Origin of the sequence: Microcoleus sp. CAWBG640 (assembly GCF_020883015.1) — a bacterium.
Classification (GTDB): domain Bacteria; phylum Cyanobacteriota; class Cyanobacteriia; order Cyanobacteriales; family Microcoleaceae; genus Microcoleus; species Microcoleus anatoxicus.
In genome coordinates, this window is sequence record NZ_JAHRFC010000073.1 from 1 (window position 1) to 22,933 (window position 22,933).

Sequence of the window (22,933 nt, forward strand, 5' to 3'; positions counted from 1 at the left end):
TTGACGACGAGACAGACTGTCAAACAGTCTTGGCAATGTACTTGGAGAGCCAAGGATACCGGGTGGAATGTGCTAATTCTGGTATTGAGGCACTCTCTATCTTTGAAAACGACCCTCCAGATTTAGTGATTTCTGATGTGATGATGCCGGAGATGGACGGGTTTGAGTTTTGTCGCCGCCTACGAAATACCCGCTTGGGACAATTGATGCCATTTATATTTTTATCTGGTCAAGGCGAGATTGAATCCAAAGTTGAAGGTCATTCCATAGGGGCGGATGATTATTTGGTCAAACCTTTTCAGTCGGAAGAAATATTAGCTAAAGTCAAAGCCCAGTTAGAACGCTCTCACCGCATTCATGCCGAGATTGTTCGACTCCTACAAAATTCTACTCCTCTGGCGGTGGAACCAAAGGTTGTGCCAGTAGCACCACCACCTGCACCTTTACCTTTAACGCCTGCGGAGGAAAGAGTTTTTTGGGAGGTTATTCAAGGCTATACCAATAAACAAATTAGCTATCGACTGTTTATTAGTCCCAGAACCGTCCAAGCTCATTTGGGTAGCATTTTCAGCAAGTTACACTTGGAAAATCGAGCTCAGCTTGTAAAATTTGCTCTGGAGAGGGGATACAAACCTCCTCAAAGTTAGCTCTAGAGCTAAGGGATAGAGGCACAACGAGACTGAGAAAATTGAAATGTGGGTGTGAAATAAGCCACAGATAAATTAAATGCGGTAAATCTAGGACTTGTGGTTCCAAGTCCAAAATTTACTACTGTGTATGTCAAATCTGCCGTCTGGCCTATGCCTTTTGCTATACCTGGAATTAGGTGGACGGGCTCAATTTAAGAAATTTTTATTTTTAAACATCTATCTTAAGAATTACATTTATTGATAATTGATATCTGCTATAAGGAACTTTTAAGGCAGATGAATAGTGGTTAGTATTAGTGCAATTAAAGCGAATTAATGAGTAATGACATTAAATATTACTCATATTTTATTAGCTTTATTTTTATTTGGTTCTGGAAAAATAGTAATTTAATTGCCACGGCAATTTTGTACTTAACGGGCAGAATAGTGTTCCCAAGTTTCTCAACATTCAGACTTGCCAACAGGATTTTTTAAAGATGAAAATAACTTTTGTTCTTCCCACACTTTCTCTCAGCGGTGGAATTCGAGTAGTCTCTATTTTTGCAGAGCGTTTGAAGAAGAGAGGTCATGAGGTCTTCGTCATCTCTGTACCACCTTCCCAACCGAGTTGGATTCAACAAGCAAAGTCACTGCTACGAGGACGCGGTTGGATACTCACACCTGAGCAGCAAACCTCATTCTTCGACAATTTGAGCGTTAAACCAAAAATTATCGACAAAAATAGACCTATCAAAAACCAAGACTTACCGGATGCTGATGTGATTGTTGCAACTTGGTGGGAAACGGCGGAGTGGGTAGCAAAACTATCTCCCAGCAAAGGAGCAAAAGCTTATTTCCTTCAGCACTACGAAGTTTTTGATTACCTACCTAAAGCGAGAGTAGAAGCCACTTGGAATCTGCCGTTGCACAAAATTACGATTGCCCAGTGGTTAGTAGACATAGCTCACAAGAGATATGGAGACCATCAGGTTTCTTTAGTTCCCCCTACCGTAGACACCAAGCAATTTTACGCTAGCCCGCGTGAAAAACAATCGATTCCGACAGTTGGGATGTATTACTCCCAAGCTTACTGGAAGGGAAGTGATATTGCCCTCAAAGCTTTTTCATTAGCTGCTGAAAAAATTCCCAATTTGCGATTAATTGCTTTTGGTATGGAGGAGCCATCTCCAGAATTGCCACTGCCGCCCAACAGTGAGTATGTAATTCAACCTGACCAAGACAAACTCAAAGATTATTACAGTAAATGCGATGCGTGGCTGTTCCCAAGTCGTTGTGAAGGTTTTGGTCTACCAATTATTGAAGCGATGGCGTGTCGTACTCCTGTCATTGGTACTCCTGTTGGGGCGGCTCCTGAATTTTTGAGTGGGGGTACTGGCATATTGGTAAAACCAGAAGACCCCGAAGCTATGGCAAAAGCCATTGAGTTTATCTGTGGCTTGCCTAATCCCGACTGGCAAGGGATGTCCGAGGCTGCCTACGCTAAGGCGATCGTTTATACTTGGGATGATGCCACAGAGCGCTTCGAGGGTGCATTGAAAGCTGCTATGAGCAAATCCACACAAAAGGATGGGGCAACAGCCAAATTAAAGCCCAGAATTCAAGTTCAATGGTAACATTGGCTATCTGAGAGGGTATCTAGGGTGTGTGACTTGATGGGGTTATCGATCGTACAATTAAAGTGACGAGAAAACTAAAGAGTCCTAACTCCCGCTGTGACAGGTTAGATTTGTGATAACTAAAACTGATTTGCAATAAACTTGGCACACCACGTCTATGGCAGCATTGATTCCAATTGTGATGTACGGCTGGATTCCAGTCGTTTTGTATCTGTTTGTCAGGTTCCCTACTCAGCGAGCAGTAATCGTAAGTCTAATTGTAGCGTGGCAGTTTTTACCCCAAGTTTCTCTAAGCCTGCCGGGATTACCTCCCTATAACAAGATGTCAGCAGCTTGCTACGGTGTCTTGCTGGGTACTCTGGTTTACGATACTACGCGATTCAGCTCTTTGAAGCCAGGCTGGATAGATGTACCTATAGTAATTTGCTGTTTATGCCCGATTGCTTCGCAAGTTACTAATGGTGGAAGCCCCTTGTCACCAACTTTAAACCAAATTGTTGCTTGGGGGATGCCTTTTCTTTTAGGGCGTTTGTATCTCAATAGTTTAGATGGGTTGCGACAGTTAGCGATCGGCATTTTTGCAGGTGGGTTAGCCTACATTCCTTTTACGATGATTGAAGGGGTTAGGGGGCCGATTCTGCACCAGATGGTTTACGGTGTCAATGCTTTTGAAGATTGGGGTCAGGCCAGACGCATGGGGGGGTGGAGACCGGTAGTATTCATGCAGCACGGTTTGATGGTGGGGCTGTGGATGATGGCTGCTGCTTTAGTGGGATTTTGGTTGTGGCAAACTGGAGTCCTCAAGAAGTTTCAGGGGCGCAATATGAAGACTCTGGTAATTGTACTAATTATCGCTTTTTTCTTGTGCCGTTCTACTGGGGCTTACAGTTTATTTGCAATGTCGCTAGTCGTCTTGTTCAGCGCCAAAATTTTCAAAACATCTTTGCCATTGTTGTTGATAATTGGATATATCATTTTCTACCTTTATTTAGCTGCCTCTGGTCAATTTTCTAGTGAAGAAGTGATTAGCTTTATCTCTCAAATATTTGGCGAAGAACGAGCAGCATCTCTGGGGTTTAGATTTCAAAATGAAGAGATATTGGGCAATAAAGCGCGACTAAGATTTCTTTTTGGCTGGGGCGATTCGGGAGGCAACCGCGTATACAATGAGTACGGTGATGATGTATCCGTAACTGACAGCTTGTGGATTATTGCTTTTGGCGTCAACGGCGTAGTGGGTTTAACGAGTTTATTTTCTTCTTTGCTATTACCTGTGATTGCCTTTTGTTTCAAATATCCAGCCCGAACCTGGTCTAATCCGAAAGTCGCGCCAGCGGCGGTCCTGGGAGTAGCTTTAACTATGTATGCGTTTGACTGTGTTTTGAATGCTATGACTAACCCAATTTTTACGCTGATTGCTGGAGGAATAGCTGGTGTGATCTTAAAAGATACCGAAAGTCTTAAGCCAAAGAAAACCAGTTCGCCCTTACCTAGACGGTCTTTGAGTCCACAAAAATCACGAGTGTCAACAACCCACCACTAAATCTGAGTATCGTTTGACTAGGCACGCGCCTAGCGCTGATTATAGTCCGGGCTTGAAATATAGCCCTAGTTAAAAAATATTATTTTTATGACCTATGTTGTCAATTATAAAATCTAGTATCTTTATTGATTCTTTGTCGGAAATCCAGAATTCTTTACAGAATCTTTAAAAAGACATACTCAACCAGTAAGGGGAAGAGGATATAATGAAGAAAAGTTGATTCGCCAGCTCACCAAAATGTGAAGTGAGAAATTTATCGTGTGAGTTTTAGTAGAGTATAAAAAATTGAGGGAAATCGAAAATGAAAGTAGTTAATTTATTGAATGTACCGGTTGATAATTGTTCCATCACAGAACTGTTTGAAAACTTAAAAGAAGGAGGCGGTGTTGTATTTACGCCCAATGTAGACCATTTAATTAAATTGCAGTATGACCGCGATTTTTACGAAGCTTATAATAGCTGTGATTATAGAGTTTGCGATAGTCAGATCTTGATGTATGCCTCAAGATTTTTGGGTACTCCTATCCAAGAAAAAATTTCGGGTTCTGACTTATTTCCCGCATTTTATAACTATCACAAAGATAGTGAAGATATTAAGATTTTCTTACTAGGAGCTGCGGAAGGTGTGGCAATTAAAGCTCAGGAAGAAATTAACAAAAAAGTGGGTAGAAAAATAGTGGTTGCTGCCTATTCTCCTTCCTTTGGGTTTGAAAAAAATGAAGAAGAGTGTGAAAAAATAATTGATATCATTAATCAATCAGGGGCGACAGTATTGGCAATCGGAGTCGGTGCGCCTAAGCAAGAGAAATGGTTGGTTAAGTATAGAGACAAACTGAAAAATATCAAAGTTTTCTTGGCAATAGGTGCAACTATTGATTTTGAAGCTGGTTGCAAAGCCCGGTCTCCCAAATGGATGAGCGAAGTTGGCATAGAATGGGCTTACAGATTGTTAAGTGAACCGAGAAGGCTGTGGAAAAGATATTTGGTTGATGCTCTGCCTTTTTTCAGATTGATTGTAGAACAAAAATTAGGTTATTATAAAACACCTTTCTGTGATGGCTAAATCAGCAATCTCTGAAGAGATAGGTGATTGCTGGAGGGCCGATGGACTTTAAGATTACCAAAATTAAGTTAAGCTAGACCGAGAGAGGCTTTGTGAACAAGGATAGTCAAAGTCTCTCTCGGTCTAACTTCATGGAGTCCTCTGAGCCCCGGATTGGTCTGTGGGGTGATTTTTTGGAGTTTGGCTATCTCAAATCTCTCATCTTAAATTTCCCAGGGATTAGCAGGCTAGAATTATCTCAGTTGAACCACAGCATTTTCAGACAGGCCCATGACCATTGCTTATTTAGTTAATCAATATCCCAAAGTCAGTCACAGTTTTGTCCGCCGAGAAATTTTGGCTGTAGAGAATTGTGGTATGAAAGTTGCCCGTTTTTCAATCCGCTCCTGCGAGTCGGAACTGGTGGACGAAGGAGACAAAAAAGAGCAAGAACAGACCCAGGTTGTTTTAGGAGTTGGTGTTCTTGGCTTAGTATCGGGTTTGCTGCGGGTGGCGATAACTAGACCTATTCGGTTTGTTGAAGCTTTAGGGTTAATGTTTAAAGTAGGTTGGCATTCCGATCGCGGTATTATACTTCATCTAGCTTACTTTGCTGAAGCCTGTGTGCTATTAAATTGGTTTTCCAGCCAGGGAGTCAAACACGTTCACGCTCACTTTGGGACAAATTCAACCACTGTAGCGATGTTGTGTCGGGTGCTTGGTGGGCCTAGTTACAGTTTTACTGTTCATGGTCCTGAAGAATTCGACAAGGCTACAATTCTTGGCTTTGAGGAAAAAATTAAGCGGGCGGCTTTTGTGGCGGCGGTTAGTTCTTTTGGCAAAAGTCAGTTGTATCGGTGGTGCGATCGCGCTTTTTGGTCTAAAATTCATGTAATTCACTGCGGTGTAGATGCGGCATTTTTGGATTTACCCTATGTTCCGGTCACTTCCGAACCTCGTTTAGTTTGTATTGGCCGACTCAGCGAACAAAAGGGTCATTTGCTGTTAATCGAAGCTGCGGGTAAGTTGGCTAGCCTTGGTTTGCAGTTTAAGTTAATATTGGTAGGTGATGGGCCGTTGCGATCGGATATTGAAAAGGCGATCGACCAATACGGACTACAAAATCATTTAGAAATTACAGGATGGGCCGATAGTGCTCAAGTTCAGCAGCAGATTTTAGCTGCACGAGCAATGGTTTTGCCCAGTTTTGCCGAAGGTTTACCCGTGGTAATTATGGAAGCATTGGCTCTTAGCAGACCTGTGATTAGCACCTACGTGGCTGGTATCCCGGAACTCGTGGAGCCTGGAGTTTGCGGTTGGTTGATTCCTGCTGGTTCTGTAGAGGCCTTGGCTGATGCCATGCAGGAGGCTTTGGAGGTGCCTGTGGAACGGTTGGAACAGATGGGGAAGGCGGGAGCTTTGCGGGTTGCTCAGCAGCATGATGTGGCTGTGGAAGCGAAGAATTTAGTGGCGTTGTTTCAGAGGGCGATGAAGGATTCTTAGCCGCAGGTTTTAGATGTAAAGTAAAGTCAACCTTGATTACTCGGCGGTTAAAACCGCTTCTACACAAACAAAGTCCGGATGGTGCGCGGACTAAGAAATATTGTGATTAAAAAAATTACCAGTGTTGCATCTACATCAGAATTACCTGTCAGCGAATTACCGAAAAATACCGCTGCGCTGACTAATAATTCGCGTCTTAAATTAGCCCTCACAGAAAAGCTCAAAAGAGGCATCAATGTCAATGGAGAATTTCATCTGCCTTGTGTGCCGTCGATGCTGGATGATTATCTGAAATTATTGTCAGATTTCTTAAAACTGGTTGGGCAAAATCTTGGCTATCCCGAAACAGAAAGTTTAAAAACATTGCTTGGTAATGCCTTAGCTGAAGGATTCAAACAGTCGCCCCACGCTACTTTGATTGTGTCTTATTTTCCGGCAAATGTTCAAACTGGTTTAAGTGGGGGAGTTACTATCAATACCAAGATTCAAGTCGAATCTATGGCGGATAAATATCATAGCTGGCCGCAGATTCGTCCTGAGCCTTTATTTGGTAGTCATCCCGATGCGAAGGTGATGGCGATTGTCGCGGGATTAGGGGAAGCGGGGAAATGGCCGATTTTAGATGTCGGTGCGGGCCCAGGGCGCAATAGTCTGCCTTTGGCGAGGTTGGGCTATGCTGTAGATGCGATCGAATTAACACCCATTTTTGCCGAAAAATTGTCAGCCTCAGCCTCCGCAGAAGATTTGCCGATTACTGTCACCCAAGGTGATGTTTTAGATCCGTTGTTGAGGATTAAAACCTATCGGTATAAATTAGCCATTGCTACCGAAGTTCTCTCCCATTTTCGTCATACAGAACAAGTGCGTTTGTTCCTCGGCAAAATGTCTGATTCGGTTTTAAGTGGTGGGTTTATTTTATTCAGTACATTCTTAGCTGTGGATGGATATGAACCAGATGATATGGCGAAACAAATGTCGGAACAGTCTTGGTCTTATTTAATTACTAGACAAGAATTATCAGAGGCGATTGAGGGTTTGCCTTTGGAAATTGTATCTGATGAATCGGTAATTGAATATGAACAAAAGCATTTGCCGAAGGAAGCTTGGCCACCGACAAGTTGGTTTTTGAGTTGGGCTAGCGGCCGCGATTTATTTCCAATGCAGGAAACGCCGCCAATGGAGTTGCGATGGATATTGGTTAAGCGCTTGTAGAGACACAATAATCTTCGATTGCAATCGCATTTATATCGTTTCCGTTTACAATATCGGAATGATTTAACCGCAGAGAACACAGAGGACACAGAGTGAGAGAATAGAGAACAGTATAATAAATAAACAAAAATATAAGTATCATAGATAGTTTTTATAAGTTAACATAAAATAGCTTTTGAACCCTATGAATTTTATCACGCTGAAATTTATCTGATTTAAATCTCCATGTGTCATAATACAAATCTTCTGATGATAATTGTATTTCTTCTAGAGGACATCCAGTTTTATTCCAAAAATCAAAAAATAGTTGAATTCTATTATGTAAATCTGTAGGACTCACACAAATAAAATAGTTGATTCCTGATTGACTTTCTTTAATAGTATTAGCCAAATTATTGATTTCAAAGCCTGTAACATCTAATATGTTTGAAAAAATATGTAATTTTATGTTTTGATTTAATGTATATAAATCATCTTTTTTTAAATATTGAAGTTTTTTATTAAGTGATTTAATATTTATTGGATTTGAATATAAACTCAAATGATTTATATGTAAAATTCCCCGATTTAAAGCTACTTCAGAAGGCTCAATGAGTGTAATTGAATCTATTGTTATATTTGGTAAATTATTATGTATTAAATAATCGAGCAAGCAAGTTGTTCCTAATGCTTGTCCACACCCATAATCAATTATGTCTATCTTTACCTCTATTTGCAATTGAGTTAAATCACTAAATAATTTATCTAATAAGTATACTAATTTATAGTAATGAGAACCACCATAAAATGCAAAATACGTTAACAGAGTATTTTCTTCAGATAAAATAGCGACACCATGTGCCATTTTATTCCAATAATGTCCCCAATCCTTACGTGGTATTTGAGAACGAAAAGTATCAATGTTGTATTCATATATTGACCAGAAACTTTGTGGTATGTCAAATATTCTTTTTGCATATAAGGTATTTTTTTCTGTTTTATTAATAATTTTATTTTGAGGTTTTTGAATTTTACCCAAAACAGAATTATCTTCTTGTTTAATGGTTATTTTTTGTTCAATTTTATTCGCGATTAAATATAAATATTTTTTGTGTTTACTTTCAAAATCAGCAATTACATTTTGCAGATTATCTCTCTGTATATTTAGAGATTTAATCTCTTCTTTAACCCTAGCAAATTCTATAATAATTGAGTTATATTCTGCTTCAATTGTTGTTTTAACTTGAGTTTGGCTCTCAATTATTTGTACAATTTGTCTCCTCTGATTTTTGAGGCTTACAATATCATTTTTAATGCTTTTTAATTGTTCGGTATGGCTGTGGGTATTTTTAAGTTCTCGTTCAGATTGCTTGGTTAAAACGAAGGCGCTGCTAAGGGTGCTAATTGTTGCTATACCACCTATAATTGCGCCTTTAGTAACATTTTTTTCTACTGCTAGACCTAATCCAAAAGCAATGCTAAAACTCAATGTTCCTAGTAATAATAAATTTTTCATAAATTGATTAAATTTTGTTGTATTTATTTTAAACTGGTTTGATAACTCTAAAAGTTAGATTGATTCTGGGTTCCACAAATTTAGCGGTTTTAGCGATTTGATGTTTCCAGAAGTGCTGGGTTTCACCTTTCATTAATAGTAAACTACCTTTGGGCAAATCAAGAACAATTTTGTGGTCTGGTGATGTTTTATGCCTTAAGGAAAATCGGCGAGTTCCCCCAAGGCTAATGGAGGCTATAATCGGATTTTTACCTAGTTCTGGTTCGTCATCGCTATGCCAGGAAACGCTATCTTTACCATCACGATATAGATTGAGAAGAACGCTATTAAAAGTAATTTTTGATATCTTTTCAGCCTTTAATTTAATTGAAGTTAGTGTGGGAGTCCAAGGTTCGGGATGCTGTTCTATATGGGAATATGTATATGATTTACCTTCGTCTCCATACCAAGCTGTAAGTCTGGGTAAAGGTATCGTTTTTCCATAAAAATAAATGGTATCTTGTCGCCATTTTACACTAGAATATAACTCGGGAAAAAGCCGATCGCTCTCTTGGATGCTAAACACATTAGGATAAAATATAACTTCGCCATCGGTATCAATGACTACTGTTTCTTGTGAGTCGTTGCTATCTAGCTGATTATCCCAAGGTTCCATTTTAATGATACAGAATAATTGCCTGAACTCCAGTCGGTGATAGTGGAATGAGGATTTGATATGACTATTTTGATTTTAGCATCGACTGAAGTTAAAATCTACTGGCAACTTCTAGATTTCGTGTTGAGTGTAGACAAATTAAATGCAGTATCTCGGTAAAAAACCCGGTTTCTGACTACTCGTAAACCAAAGAAACCGGGTTTTTAGCAGTTTTTACGAGGTGTAACGAAGTATTTTCGCAAAAACCCGGTTTCTGACTACTCGTAAAGTTTCATATAGCACAATTATTCCTAAAGTGACAGCTAGCCACAGACATATTTATACACTTCCGACTGTAGGGGGATGCTTTAGCTCGTTAATTAGGTGATGCTTGGCATTGAGGGCCGAAAACCGAAACTATACATGAGCCGATCGCGCGCCAACTCAATTATCGCCAACTCAATTACGCGAAACCCCACCTGAACGAGGAATATACTATGTATCAAAACTTGCCAATAACTTCGCAACTGTATAATATCAGCCTCTGGCTCGCCCAAGTGCCAGCAGAACGGACTTTAAACACAGCAGAAGACGCAGCACTTCTGTATTCCGGGCCACAATTTTTTATCGCCTTAATCGCAGGAGTCGTACTGGCTTTCGCCTTCCAACTCTTGTTAACCAACTTATCAGTAGCAGCCGGCCTTTCTTACATGGGAAATCAATCCCATGACAGTTCCCATTCTCACAGCGACAACCCCCCAGTGCGCCACATCGGCAAAAAAGTAGGAACTTGGACGCTAATCACTGTCACCGTCGCCCTATTCTTCGCCTGCTTGCTAGCAGTTAAACTGAGTTTGATTAGCAGCCCCGGTTTAGGTGCGATCGTCGGTTTAGTTGTCTGGGCCACCTATTTCTCTATGCTGGTGTGGGTGAGCTCCACCACCGTTGGTTCCCTGATCGGTTCCGTCGTCAACACCGCCACATCAGGCTTTCAAGCCATTGTCGGCACCGCCGCCGCCGCCCTGGGCGCTAAAGCAGCCAGCAATCAAGTGGTGGCCACAGCCAAAGCCGCAGCAGCAGCAGTGGGCCATGAACTCGGTAGCGCGATCGACCCTATAAGTTTACGGGAAAACGTCGAAGATTACATCCAAGGCCTCAAACCGCCGGAATTAGACATCAAAGGGATGCGGAGTGAGTTTGAAAAGTTGCTCAATGATCCACAACTCAAGTCTATTGCGGGCGAAAATTTGCCTTCTCTCGATCGCCAAACCCTGGTAGATTTAGTCAGTTCGCGATCGGACCTATCAAAACGCGATGTCAACCGCATTGTAGACCAACTCCAAGACGCTTGGAAACAAGTCGGAAAACAAGGACAGCCAACAGACGGTATCGCCCAATTAGTAGAATATTTCAAGTCGGCAAAATCGGGAGAATTGCTCTCAGATAAATTGACAAGCAGAGTAGAACAAGCACTGGGAAATCTGGGCGGTCAAAATCAAGGACAAAACCCCACAATGATGTCCCAAGCAACGACAATGGCAGTCAATGCTTTAATGGGAATCGTATTGGGACGCACAGATATTTCTGACTTTGATGTGGAAAAAGTAGTTGGTCAACTCAAAACAGCAAAAGATAAAGTTAGCCAGCAAACTGATAAAATCACCGCTCAAGTCAAAGGCGAACCGGAAACTTACAGCCCAATTCGAGCCGATGTAGAAAACTACCTTCTTAATGCTTATTCCTGGCAAATGAACCCGCAAACCATCGAGCGGGATTTTAGAGATGTGCTCTACGATCCTAGTGCAGATGCGGGAACAGTTCGCCGCGAATTAGAAAAACTCAACAAGTCCAATTTTGCGGAAATTCTGGCCAGCAGAGGAGTATTTACTCAAAGCAAGATTAAAGAAATTACCAATGAATTGGAAGCAATTAGACAGCGAGTTTTAAACACTGTTATTTTTGCTGAGGAACAAGAAAAATCCCGCGATTTGCAGTGGCGATTGGAAACTTATTTGAAGTTAACGCCGAAACCAGAACTGACAGCAGCAGGCATTGGCAAGGATTTCAAGCAAATTCTCGAAGATTCTGATGCTACTTACGAACAGTTGCGCGATCGGCTTGCTCCCTACAATCGTGATAGTTTTATCCAAATCCTCAGAGGTCGGGAAAACTTCGGATTTCAAGAAGTAGAACAGATTGTTAAAGAGTTGGAAAGGACAAAAGATGTAGTTTTAGCAGATACCAAAGGTCTGCAAGAAGCGGCCAAAGCCCGCCTAGACAATCAGTGGCAAAAAGTGCAAGAATACTTGCAATCTACAGGAAAAGAAGAACTCAACCCCGCAGGGATTCAGCGAGATTTTAAAACTCTGTTAAACAATCCAGAAGCGGGAATGTGGGCGCTCAGAGCGAGAGCTTCTAAGTTCGATCGCGAAACCTTGGTAAAATTGCTATCTCAGCGGAAAGACCTCAGCGAAGACCAAGTGAATCAACTGCTAGACAGCGCCGAAGAGACATGGCACGGTGCGCTGAGCGCACCGCAAAAAATCGCTGACAAAGCTAAGGAACAGTACGACCAAACAACCACCGCTTTGGCAGATTATCTGCGGAATACGGGCAAATCTGAACTCAATCCTGAAGGGATTAAGCGCGATTTGACTAAATTGATGGAAAATCCCAAAGAAGGAGCTTTAGCCCTGCGAGGTCGTCTGTCGAACTTTGACCGCGATACTTTGGTAAAACTGCTTTCTCAAAGAGAAGATTTGACCGAAGAACAAGTTAATCAAATTATCGACCAAGTGCAGGATACCATCGGCTCGATTGTGAAATCGCCCCGCCGTTTGGCAAGGCGGATGCAAAGTCAAGTACAGGATTTTCAGGGTGTTTTAGAAGATTATTTGCGGAATACTGGTAAGGATGAATTGAATCCTGAAGCTATCAAGCGCGATTTGCAATTGTTGCTGCACGATCCGAAAGTAGGGGCTTACAGTTTAGGTGAACGACTGTCTCATATCGATCGAGCTACAGTAGTTTCTCTGTTGTCTCAGCGGCCGGATATTTCGGAAGCCGAAGCCAATCGCATTGTCGATCAAGTTTTGTCCGTGCGCGACCAATTCCAACAGCAAATTCAGATAATTCAGGAGCGAATTCAGTCGGTAATTGACGGGATTATGGCAAAAGTTCGGGATTATCTCAATTCGCTCGATCGCCCAGAACTCAACTACGAAGGTATTACCAAGGATGTTCGTAAGTTATTTGACGATCCCCAAGCTGGATTTGAAGCTTTGCGCGATCGGTTGGGACACTTCAACCGGGATACTTTAGTAGCACTCATTAGTTCCCGTGACGATATCTCCGAAGCAGACGCCAACCGCTTGATCGACCAGATCGAAAGAAGCCGCAACACAGTCCTGCAAAGAGCTGAACGCTTGCAGCAAGAAGCACAGATTCGCCTGGAAAGTATCAAATTGCAAGCGGAAAAACAAGCCGAAGAAACCCGCAAAGCAGCAGAAGTTGCGGCTTGGTGGCTGTTTTTTACCGCACTTTCCTCGGCCGCGGCAGCCGCCGGTGCTGGTGCTCTAGCGGTAATTCGGTAGCCACAATTCCTCTAGTCCTGGACGCGGGGTTGTCGCACTCCCTATTTTGGGAAACCTAAATATCTCTTCTTTTAGAGCCCCGACTTCTTAAGTGAAGTCGGGGCTCTGGGTATAATTTAAAACGTAAGACCCAAAGTCACTAAAAATCATGTGTCAAACTAAAAATAGTTTCCAGCCAATCTCCCCCTCTCCCCCTTTCCCCCTCTCTCCTCTCCCACTCTCCGGCTCTCCCACTATCCCCTGTCCAACCACCGGCGACAAACCTACGGTAGGATTAAACCTTAATTGTTTTCCGCTCGCTCCTGCAAATTCAAAAAATTGAGATAATAAGGTCATAACTCACAATTCATGGGTTATAGATAGTAAGGAACTAAAGGTTTTTAGATACTAGATTGATTATTTTTGGTGAAATCCAGAATATTAAGGTATAGCAATGGCTGCTGCATATGTGCCAAGCTCAGTTAAAATACGCAGGTCATCCCAATACAATGTTAAACGACTTACATTTCAAACAGACCCAGGAAATTTTCCTCCTGGCATCTTGAGGAGGGCAACCCGATGCAACTCCGAAAAAAAACACTATTAATTGTTGGTGCAGCTCTGATTTGCCTGATTGTGGTGCTGTATGCGACGGCATCAACCATTTTGCTGCACGATTTCCATAATCTAGAGGCGCAGTACGTCCGTCAGGATGTAGCGCGGGCTTTGGATGCTTTAGATGATGACTTATCGAATTTAGATACTAGCGCACGAGATTATGCCGAGTGGGATGACACCTACTCCTTCGTCAATACCCATAGTCAGGATTTTGTCAAATCAAATTTCGTAGATGCTACATTTGTTTACTTAAGGCTGAATTTATTGATGGTGCTAGACGCAGAGGGGCGTGTGGTTTTCAGTAAAGGTTTCGACCTGAAATCCCAAGCCGAGACCCCGATTCCCCAAAGCTTACAAGAGCATCTGACGGCGGCGTTGCTAAAGCCTGGGGCAGATGGGGGGGATGGGATGCCATCGATCAAAACAGGGGTGATCACCATCCCAGAAGCCACCTTGCTGATTAGCTCCAAGCCAATTCTCAATAGCAACGAGATCGGCCCCCGTCGCGGGACTCTGATTCTGGCACGGTATCTCGACAACACCGAAATCGAATTACTCTCAGAACTGACTCACTTGTCCGTAGACTTTAGATTGCCAACTTTAGATTTTAAAGTCGGAGCGACCAGCTACTATGGGCCAGAAACTCAAAAGATAGTTCAGTCCCAGCAAGAATTGGAAAAGCTCAAAATCATAATTTCCAACCTCAAATCAGTAGAAATTTTAGTTGAGCCGCTTAGCAAAAGCTTAGTTGCTGGATACGCCCTGATTCGGGACATCCACGGCAATCTAGCACTGATGTTGCGAGTAGAAGTAGACCGAGTAATCTATAGCCAAGGTCAAGCCACCTTAGAACTGTTTACTCTATCGATATTGGCCGTAGGTTTAGTATTTAGCGCGATCGCACTGATATTACTAGAAAAAATGGTCTTAGCAAGATTGCAAGACTTGAGTATCAGCGTCAACAACATAGCGGCCAATGGCGACCCAGACTTGCGCGTTCATATGCCCGGAGCAGATGAACTCTCCAGCCTAGCAGAGACGATCAACCAAATGCTAGAAGCCTTGGGCAATTCTCAAATCGAACGCAATGAAAGCGAAGACCGCTATCGGTTGATGGCGGATAACTCAACGGACATGATCAGCCGACACAACTCCAAAGGTGTTTTTGTTTACGTATCGCCCGCTTGCAACGCTTTGCTGGGATATCAACCAGAAGAACTGATCGGCAAGTTCCCCAAGAATTATTTCCATCCAGAGGATGTAGAAAAGCTATCTAAAGCCCACGCGAAATTGATGGCGCTGCCAGTGACTTACACCCTCAGCTACCGTGTCCGTCGCAAAGATGGCCGATATATCTGGTTTGAAACTACCAGTCGCACCATCCGCGATCCTGAAACAGAGACTGTTCAAGAAATTATTGGGATTTCCCGCGACATCAGCTTCCGCAAGCAAACAGAACAAGAACTGCGAGAAAGCGAAGCAGCCATTAAAGCTCTGTATCAAGTGACGTCAGCACCCCGCACAGACCCGCTAAATCGCCTCTCAACCTTCGATTTGCGACTCCAAGAACTGCTGACCATGGGATGCAGACAGTTCGGGCTGGAAGTGGGAATTTTGTCGGCAATTGAAGGTAACAATTATCAAATCATGGCTGTAAAGTGTCCCGATGGGTCGATCGCCAAAGGACAAATCTATGATTTAGAAAAAACCTTCTGCGTGGCTACAGCCCAGTCAAAAGAACCGCTGCACTTCGAGTCGGTGAGGTTTTTGTGCTTGTCCTTCAACACATCGGATCGCAAATTCAATCATGACCTGGCTTTCAATATAGAAGCCTACATGGGCATCTCTGTCATGGTGGCTGGGGAAGTCTACGGTACTCTCTGCTTCTGGAGTGCTCATCCCATGACAGAACCTTTCAGAGTGGTAGACAGAGAATTGGTGAAACTGATGGCTCAGTGGGTAGGTAGCGAACTTGAACGCCAGCAAGCGGGCATTGATTTAGCAAAAGCCAGGGACGAAGCACTGGCAGCCACGAGAGCCAAAAGTGAATTTTTGGCAACCATGAGCCACGAAATTCGTACTCCCATGAATGGAGTCATCGGGATGACAGGTTTGCTGCTGGATACCCGCTTAAGCTCGGAACAACGAGATTTTGTTGAAACTATCCGCAGCAGTGGCGATGCTTTGCTAACTCTGATTAACGATATTCTCGATTTCTCCAAAATTGAATCGGGTAAATTGGACTTGGAGGAGCATCCCTTTGACATCCGCACCTGCATTGAGGAATCTCTGGACTTGGTAGCTGCTAGGGCGGCACAAAAAAAATTGGAATTGGCTTATTTTATAGACAGTTCTGTGCCCGTAACTGCGATCGGGGACAGCACCCGCTTGAGGCAAATTTTAATTAATTTGCTCAGTAATGCAGTTAAATTCACTGAAGCGGGAGAAGTGGTGCTATCATGTACTGCTAAAAAACTGCCCCGACTTTTGCCAACTTCCAAAAAACAGTCAGAATTGGAGAGCGAAGAATCACAAATTGACCAAATCTACGAAATACAATTTGCGGTAAAAGATACTGGTATTGGTATTCCAGCCGATCGCATGGATCGGTTGTTTAAATCTTTTAGTCAAGTTGACTCTTCTACCAACCGCCACTACGGCGGTACTGGATTAGGTTTAGCAATTAGTAAGCGTTTATCGGAAATGATGGGTGGCAGGATGTGGGTGGAAAGTAGGGGCAATTTAGCTGGCAATCCTCCTGAAGATTTTAAACCGACAGTTTTGAATGAGGAACTGGGAGACAATGGCGAGGGACAAGAATTAAATGAAATTGATCCTCCAACTAATCATCTAAAATCTAGTGGCTCTACTTTTTATTGCACCACGATTGCTAAATGCTGCCATAATTCATTGCCCATTAATTTAAGCAATTCTCAACCAGAATTAGCAGGAAAGCGAGTTTTAATTGTCGATGATAATGCTACTAATCGTCAAATTTTGACTCTCCAAACTCAGTCTTGGGGAATGGTGCCGATCGCGGCTGCTTCTGCTACTTTAGCCTTAGATTGGCTCAGTGCCCAAGAAAAGTTTGACTTAGCGGTTTTGGATATGCAAATGCCGGAAATCGATGGGTTGACTTTAGCAGCAGAAATTCGGAGGTTAGAGTCGGGGGAACAGTTGCCCTTAGTCATGCTAACTTCTATGGGTAGGCAGGAAATTAACTCTCCGGTGATGCAGCAGGTGAATTTTGCTGCTTTTTTGAACAAGCCGATCAAACAATCCCAACTTTATAATGTTTTAATCAATATTTTTGGGGAATCGAGCAGTGAAGTGAGAGTGCAGCGCAGTAGCGGCAGTTTATCCAAAAGTATCCCCATGATTGCCCAGGAGTTGCCACTGCGGATTTTGTTGGCAGACGATCATTTGGTGAATCAGAAAGTGGGTTTACAGATTTTGCAGCGGATGGGCTATCGCGCTGATGTGGCGGGAAATGGCAAGGAAGTTTTGGAAGCTTTGCGCCGCCAGCCCTACGATGTGATATTGATGGATATGCAAATGCCGGAAATGGACGGCTTGGAAGCTTCGCGGCTGATTTGTCAAGAATGGGATGATGCTGCGAAACCTTGGATTGTGGCAATGACGGCAAATGCCATGCGGGGCGATCGCGAAGAGTGCATCGCTGCCGGAATGGATGATTATTTGAGCAAACCCATCGAAATTGAGGAACTGGTTCGAGTTTTGAAGAGTTGTAAATCTCGATCGCCTATCGAGTTTGAGCGGTGGCAATCGATGATTTCTGTTAACTCAAATGCTGAAGAGATCGAGGGCACAAATCAATTAGAAGTGCGATCGAATGTGACTGTTGCCCAACCGCAACAACTGACAATTCCCCAGCCCAACATTGTGCCTAGTCCATCTTTAGTTAAGCAACTCCCCTCTGACAATCAGAACTCCCTCAGTCCCAAAATTATTGAGGGACTCAGAGAAGTAGAAGCTTTAGAAGAGGCGATCGACATTTACATCGAAACAGCCCCCCAATTGCTAACGAGCATCTCTGGGGCTGTAAAAAACGCCGATCCGCTCGCTTTGCGGCAGGCTGCTCACTCTTTAAAGTCGATTAGCGGCACTCTCGGTGCTTTTCAATTATTTGAGCTTTGCGAAGAACTAGAATTAATGGGGCGCATGGCGACAAATGCCAACCAGTCTTTGTCTGCAAAAGCCGATGGGGTTTTAGAAAAAGTTAAAGCCGAATATCAAATAGTAGAAGCAGCTTTGAAAACAGAATTGCTGTACAGCCAGACATCTTGAATTCAGAGAGAAAATCATGCTCAAGACAGAGGCAGTCGATAGTCCAAATAGTATAAGTTTTGGCAGTAAAGCAAGTTGAAATCAAACAGGGCATAGCGAAATGAAGTTAAAGTCGATCGCCAAAACCAATCTATTATTAAGCAGCCTGATAATTAGCCTGGGATGGCAAACACTTCCAGCAGCAGCCGAAGCAGTTACCGATGCCCAAGTTTCGGCTCTCGTAGAAGCCCTGCGACAAACTGCACCACCCCAAACCCCCAATGATGGAATGTACAGTCAATGGCAAGTTTTACCGAAAAATATTTCCCGTTGGGCAAAATTCTGCACCAAACAAGATTTAACACCACAACAATTTGAGGCTGACGCGACAAAAGCCAAGTCAATTGTCACCTGCATAGCACGAGATTTACTGCGCGACGAATACAAAGCTAGCAGCAATAATGAATTGAGTGCTATCCGTCGCGCCGCTTGTTGGTGGATGACAGGTGAATCGGCTGCTTGCAAAAGTGGCGCGACAGCTACCTATGCGGATAAAGTTGTGAGTGTTTATCAGCAGCAGCGGCCTAAAAAATAAAGTTATTGAGCACTTTTGTTTGACTTGGGGATAGAATTTCCATCGACCAATTTAGCAATTACCAAGTATCAATTTTATGATAATTGACAATGCGCGAAAAACTGGCAGCTTCCAAACTAGCACCACCAACCAAAACCCCGTCAATTTCCGGTTGAGCCATAACTTCATCAATATTTTCCGGCTTAACAGAACCGCCGTATTGAATTGGCACGTCAGGATTGCTCAATTTACTGCGAATCAAACCAATAACTCGGTTCGCTTCCTTAGTTTCGCAAGTATCGCCGGTGCCTATCGCCCAAATCGGTTCGTAAGCAATAACCAACTTTTCTTGGTCAACATCAACCAAATCTTGTGCCAACTGAGAGAAAATGTGAGTTTCAGTTTCCCCTGCATCTCGCTGTTGCTTGGTTTCCCCGACACACAAAATCGGAATTAAACCATACTTCTGAGCGGCCAACAGGCGCAAATTCACCGTTTCGTCAGTTTCACCAAAATATTGACGCCGTTCGCTGTGCCCGATGACGACGTAGCGAACCCCAAGTTCTGCGAGCATCGGCCCTGAAATTTCGCCGGTATAAGCTCCCGACTCTTGCCAATGAACATTCTGAGCACCGAGCCGCACCCGGCCACCGTGCAGATTTTTCGAGAGGACGGCTAATGAAGTGAAGGGAACGCAAAGCACGACTTCTCGTTCCTCCGGGGTTTCCGTCAAAGAGGAGGTGAATCCTTTAAGAAACTCTAGGGATTCAGCCCCAGTTTTGTACATTTTCCAGTTGCCAGCAATAACAATTTTCCGCACGGGTGACTCAGTAGCTCTGTGAACATTAGGAGAGGCAAGTTATAGTTTAAGGCTTTAGGGTACATTGCGATCGCCTATTGGCCAAATTCGATGCGAGCTTGCTCAACTAAGTCCACGGTGACAACTTCGGTGTCGGCTTCGCGGGCCAACTGTTCGATGCGGACGCGAGCTTTTCCCCGGACAAAGTAGGGAATATTTTTCAGCTTGGCCTTAGCTTCGGGTGTCCATTTTAAATCATCGGAGAATTCGGAATCGGGCATGGCGTTTTGGGCGATCGACTAGAAGCCTTGATTTCTCTGGCTTTGATGGCAAGCCAGGATGTATTTAATTTACCATGAGTGCCCGATCGCAACTGCATTAAATTACTTGCCTAAAATAGCCGACACTTCTTTTAAAAGCTGACTCTGCTCTTGTCGAATTGCCTCAAGCCTGCTCAAAATATTAGCAAGTCGTTCCTGAGAGTCCAAACTGTTTGATTCAACTCCCCTTACTTGTAAAGCTGAATTATTATTTAATCCCGCATTCCTTGAAACCAATGAGTTTACCGTCACTCCACCAAGATTACTTACAGATTTAGAGCCGACACTGAAAACCCCTTGTATAAATTTTCCAGGGGTTTGCAAAATAAATAACCATGCTTCTGTAAAAAAGCTACCTAAAGCCTGGAACAAACCCAATATCATAAATATAAATAACAGCAGCATTGCTAACCCCATCAGCGGATGACTCACCAACCATAAGATTACAGGATGAGAATCCATCCAATCTTTGACGGTAGTATAGATCGCATTTTTAATAGCATCTGAAGCCGCGCCGCTAATATTTTCAGCCTTGTCAAGGCTATCTTGTAATGAAGCCTTAGCCTTTTCTGTTGCTTGAGTTACACTATCTACAGCTTGGCTAGTAGTTTGATTCAGAGTATTGACGGCAGAGTTAGTAGTTTGAGTAATAGTTTCTTTTGCTTTGTCAGCAGTTTCGGAGAAAGAAGATTTAGCTTGTGCTGTTGCTTGTGAAGTAGAGTTAACTGCTTTCTCTACTTTTTCTGTCAAAAATACTTTGGTTTTTTGGAAGCTTTGAGAAACATCAGGCAGTGTTATTTCCATGTTATTTCATTCCCAAGTTATATCAAGTTAATTTACTGTCTCCAAGTGATTATATAGTATTTGAAAGTGGTTTGGGTAGCGAGATTTAATATCAATTCAGATTACACTGGAAAGAAGGAAACGGCAATGCCCATAGGTATCAACTTAAGGTCAAACCCTGTCAGAGACTGCTGTTTGACTATTAAGGCCAGATCCCCCCTAACCCCCCTTAAGAAGGGGGGGACAGGAGTCCGATCAAAGTCCCCCTTCTTAAGGGGGATTTAGGGGGATCTAGACTCAGGCAAAAACCAGATTTATCAAGGCTTTCAGGCTTAAGTTGACATCTATGGACATTGCCGTCTCCTTTGTCTTTGTCATTCCGGTGTAACCGAAATTAATATGTTATCTATTTAAAAAATCGGGGCTATCCCGGACAATTCCAGAATAACCCCAATTACCGATTTCAAACTTTAGATTAAATCCAAAATCAATTAGGCGATCGTCGCCATTTTGACATCACTATTGGCCAACAAATTTTGCAATTCGTCGGAATCCACAGTTTCCTTTTCAACTAGCATATCTGCCAATTCATTAAGGACATGGCGATTACCAACCAGCACATCTTTAGCGCGTCGGTAAGCTTGTTCTACCAACAAACGGACTTCATTGTCGATCGCCGCTGCGGTTTTTTCCGAGAAATCCCGTTCAGCCATGATATCGCGACCCATGAACATATTCCCTTGTTGGCGACCGAGGGCTACAGGGCCTAGGACATCGCTCATTCCGAAGCGAGTCACCATTTGCCGTGCGACTCTTGCCACTTGTTGCAAGTCATTGGAAGCGCCTGTTGTCACTTCTTCTTCACCGAAGACAATCTCTTCAGCAATGCGGCCACCTAAAGCAACGGCCATTTGATTTTGCAAGTATGAGCGAGAATATAAGCCAGAATCCATGCGGTCTTCGCTAGGTGTGAACCAAGTCAAACCACCGGCGCGGCCGCGGGGGATAATGCTAATTTTTTGCACGGGGTCATAATCGGGCATTAGCGCACCGACTAGGGCGTGACCGGCTTCGTGGTAAGCTACCAAAGTTTTGCGCTTTTCGCTCATTACGCGGTCTTTCTTTTCTGGGCCTGCGAGGACGCGATCGATCGCATCATTGACTTCATCCATGGAGACTTCGGTCAAGTTGCGGCGGGCTGCCAAAATTGCTGCTTCGTTCAGCAGGTTGGACAAATCGGCACCAGTGAAACCAGGTGTGCGGCGGGCGATTTTTTCTAAGTCCACATCTTTGGACAAGGTTTTGCCGCGGGCGTGAACGTTGAGAATTTCGAGGCGGCCGGCGAAGTCGGGGCGATCTACTACTACTTGGCGATCGAAGCGACCTGGACGGAGCAACGCAGCATCCAGCACATCAGGACGGTTGGTAGCAGCAATAATAATGATGCCGGTGTTACCTTCAAAACCGTCCATTTCAGTCAGCAATTGGTTGAGGGTTTGTTCCCGTTCATCGTTACCACCGCCCATACCAGCGCCGCGTTGACGGCCTACGGCGTCAATTTCATCGATAAATACGATACAAGGAGCGTTGGTTTTGGCTTGTTCAAACAAGTCGCGGACGCGGGAAGCACCCACACCGACGAACATTTCGACAAACTCGGAACCGGAAATTGAGAAGAAAGGAACGCCTGCTTCGCCAGCTACTGCTTTTGCTAACAGGGTTTTGCCTGTTCCGGGAGGGCCGACTAACAGCACGCCTTTGGGGATTTTGGCACCGACTGCGGTGAAGCGGTCTGCATTTTTCAGGAAGTCCACGACTTCGGCGAGTTCTAGCTTGGCTTGTTCGATGCCGGCTACGTCGCTGAATGTGACCTGAGTTTGCGGCTCCATTTGGACTCTAGCTTTGGATTTGCCGAAGTTCATGGCTTGGTTGCCGGGCCCGTTTTGGGCGCGTCGCACCAGGAAGAAGAGTCCCACCAACAGTAGGATCGGGAAAAACAGGCTGCTGAGGGCTTTTACCCAGAAACCTTCGTCGCTTTGCGGTAGAACAGAAATGTCTACGTTATTTTTGGTCAGGATGTTGATCAGTTCTGGGTCGTTGGGCAAGTTGACGATCACTTTGTTGCCGTCTTGGGCTGTGACGAGGGCTTTGGTGCGATCGGAACTGATATTGATTTTGTCTACTCTCTTGCCTTCGACTTCCTGAATGAATTGACTGTACTTCCAAACTTCGCGGCTTGGGGGCTGTTTGTCAAAAAATGCGGTTGCTAAAGCAATGACTACAAT

At 43.6% G+C, this 22,933-nt stretch carries 16 protein-coding genes; 9 read left to right on the forward strand and 7 right to left on the reverse strand.

The annotated features are described in order from the left end of the window. From AAFP11_RS24410 to AAFP11_RS24435, 6 genes are all read left to right on the forward strand, one after another. Positions 1 to 647 (forward strand): response regulator (locus AAFP11_RS24410; protein WP_341739367.1); only part of this gene is annotated, 647 nt, incomplete at its 5' end. Between the two features lie 479 nt (positions 648 to 1,126). Further along, a complete protein-coding gene (locus tag AAFP11_RS24415; RefSeq protein ID WP_341739368.1) occupies positions 1,127 to 2,263 on the forward strand; it encodes a glycosyltransferase family 4 protein in 1,137 nt (378 codons plus the stop codon). A gap of 160 nt (positions 2,264 to 2,423) precedes the next feature. Further along, positions 2,424 to 3,809 carry an O-antigen ligase domain-containing protein gene (locus AAFP11_RS24420; RefSeq protein ID WP_341739369.1) on the forward strand — a complete coding sequence of 462 codons (1,386 nt, stop codon included), beginning with the start codon at positions 2,424 to 2,426 and terminating at the stop codon, positions 3,807 to 3,809. 301 nt (positions 3,810 to 4,110) lie between these two features. Continuing rightward, positions 4,111 to 4,872, forward strand: a complete 762-nt coding sequence (locus AAFP11_RS24425; protein ID WP_341739370.1) for a WecB/TagA/CpsF family glycosyltransferase — start codon at positions 4,111 to 4,113, stop codon at positions 4,870 to 4,872. A 270-nt stretch (positions 4,873 to 5,142) separates the two neighbouring features. Further along, entirely contained in the window at positions 5,143 to 6,354 is a 1,212-nt protein-coding gene (locus AAFP11_RS24430) for a glycosyltransferase family 4 protein (RefSeq protein WP_341739371.1), read from the forward strand. Positions 6,355 to 6,432: 78 nt separating this feature from the next. Beyond that, complete coding sequence (locus AAFP11_RS24435) at positions 6,433 to 7,566, forward strand: class I SAM-dependent methyltransferase (protein ID WP_341739372.1); 1,134 nt, start codon at positions 6,433 to 6,435, stop codon at positions 7,564 to 7,566. Between the two features lie 151 nt (positions 7,567 to 7,717). On the opposite strand, the gene AAFP11_RS24440 is transcribed toward AAFP11_RS24435, so the two are convergent. Together AAFP11_RS24440 and AAFP11_RS24445 are read right to left on the reverse strand one after the other, a co-directional pair. After that, positions 7,718 to 9,061: a hypothetical protein gene (locus tag AAFP11_RS24440; RefSeq protein ID WP_341739373.1), complete on the reverse strand. Its 1,344-nt coding sequence runs from the start codon at positions 9,059 to 9,061 to the stop codon at positions 7,718 to 7,720. 28 nt (positions 9,062 to 9,089) lie between these two features. After that, the gene (locus AAFP11_RS24445; RefSeq protein ID WP_341739374.1) at positions 9,090 to 9,716 is read right to left on the reverse strand and encodes an alpha-ketoglutarate-dependent dioxygenase AlkB; all 627 of its coding nucleotides are present in this window, start codon (positions 9,714 to 9,716) and stop codon (positions 9,090 to 9,092) included. A 476-nt stretch (positions 9,717 to 10,192) separates the two neighbouring features. Between AAFP11_RS24445 and AAFP11_RS24450 the strand changes: the two genes are divergently transcribed. From AAFP11_RS24450 to AAFP11_RS24460, 3 genes are all read left to right on the forward strand, one after another. Next, complete coding sequence (locus tag AAFP11_RS24450) at positions 10,193 to 13,288, forward strand: MFS transporter (RefSeq protein ID WP_341739375.1); 3,096 nt, start codon at positions 10,193 to 10,195, stop codon at positions 13,286 to 13,288. Between the two features lie 558 nt (positions 13,289 to 13,846). Beyond that, positions 13,847 to 18,193: a response regulator gene (locus AAFP11_RS24455; RefSeq protein ID WP_341739376.1), complete on the forward strand. Its 4,347-nt coding sequence runs from the start codon at positions 13,847 to 13,849 to the stop codon at positions 18,191 to 18,193. Positions 18,194 to 18,293: 100 nt separating this feature from the next. Continuing rightward, a complete protein-coding gene (locus AAFP11_RS24460) occupies positions 18,294 to 18,767 on the forward strand; it encodes a hypothetical protein (protein ID WP_341739377.1) in 474 nt (157 codons plus the stop codon). 58 nt (positions 18,768 to 18,825) lie between these two features. Here the strand turns inward: AAFP11_RS24460 and tpiA are convergent, their stop codons facing one another. The 5 genes from tpiA to ftsH3 all read right to left on the reverse strand — a co-directional run. Further along, positions 18,826 to 19,566, reverse strand: a complete 741-nt coding sequence (tpiA, locus tag AAFP11_RS24465) for a triose-phosphate isomerase (RefSeq protein WP_341739378.1) — start codon at positions 19,564 to 19,566, stop codon at positions 18,826 to 18,828. A gap of 74 nt (positions 19,567 to 19,640) precedes the next feature. Beyond that, entirely contained in the window at positions 19,641 to 19,826 is a 186-nt protein-coding gene (locus AAFP11_RS24470; RefSeq protein WP_340520478.1) for a PCP reductase family protein, read from the reverse strand. Further along, positions 19,796 to 19,924, reverse strand: a complete 129-nt coding sequence (locus AAFP11_RS24475; RefSeq protein WP_341739379.1) for a hypothetical protein — start codon at positions 19,922 to 19,924, stop codon at positions 19,796 to 19,798. The genes AAFP11_RS24470 and AAFP11_RS24475 overlap by 31 nt, the downstream gene beginning before the upstream one ends. A 4-nt stretch (positions 19,925 to 19,928) precedes the next feature. Beyond that, the gene (locus AAFP11_RS24480) at positions 19,929 to 20,669 is read right to left on the reverse strand and encodes a hypothetical protein (protein WP_341739380.1); all 741 of its coding nucleotides are present in this window, start codon (positions 20,667 to 20,669) and stop codon (positions 19,929 to 19,931) included. 470 nt (positions 20,670 to 21,139) lie between these two features. Continuing rightward, positions 21,140 to 22,933, reverse strand: a 1,794-nt coding sequence (gene ftsH3, locus AAFP11_RS24485; protein WP_341739381.1) for an ATP-dependent zinc metalloprotease FtsH3, incomplete at its 5' end; no start/stop codon positions are given.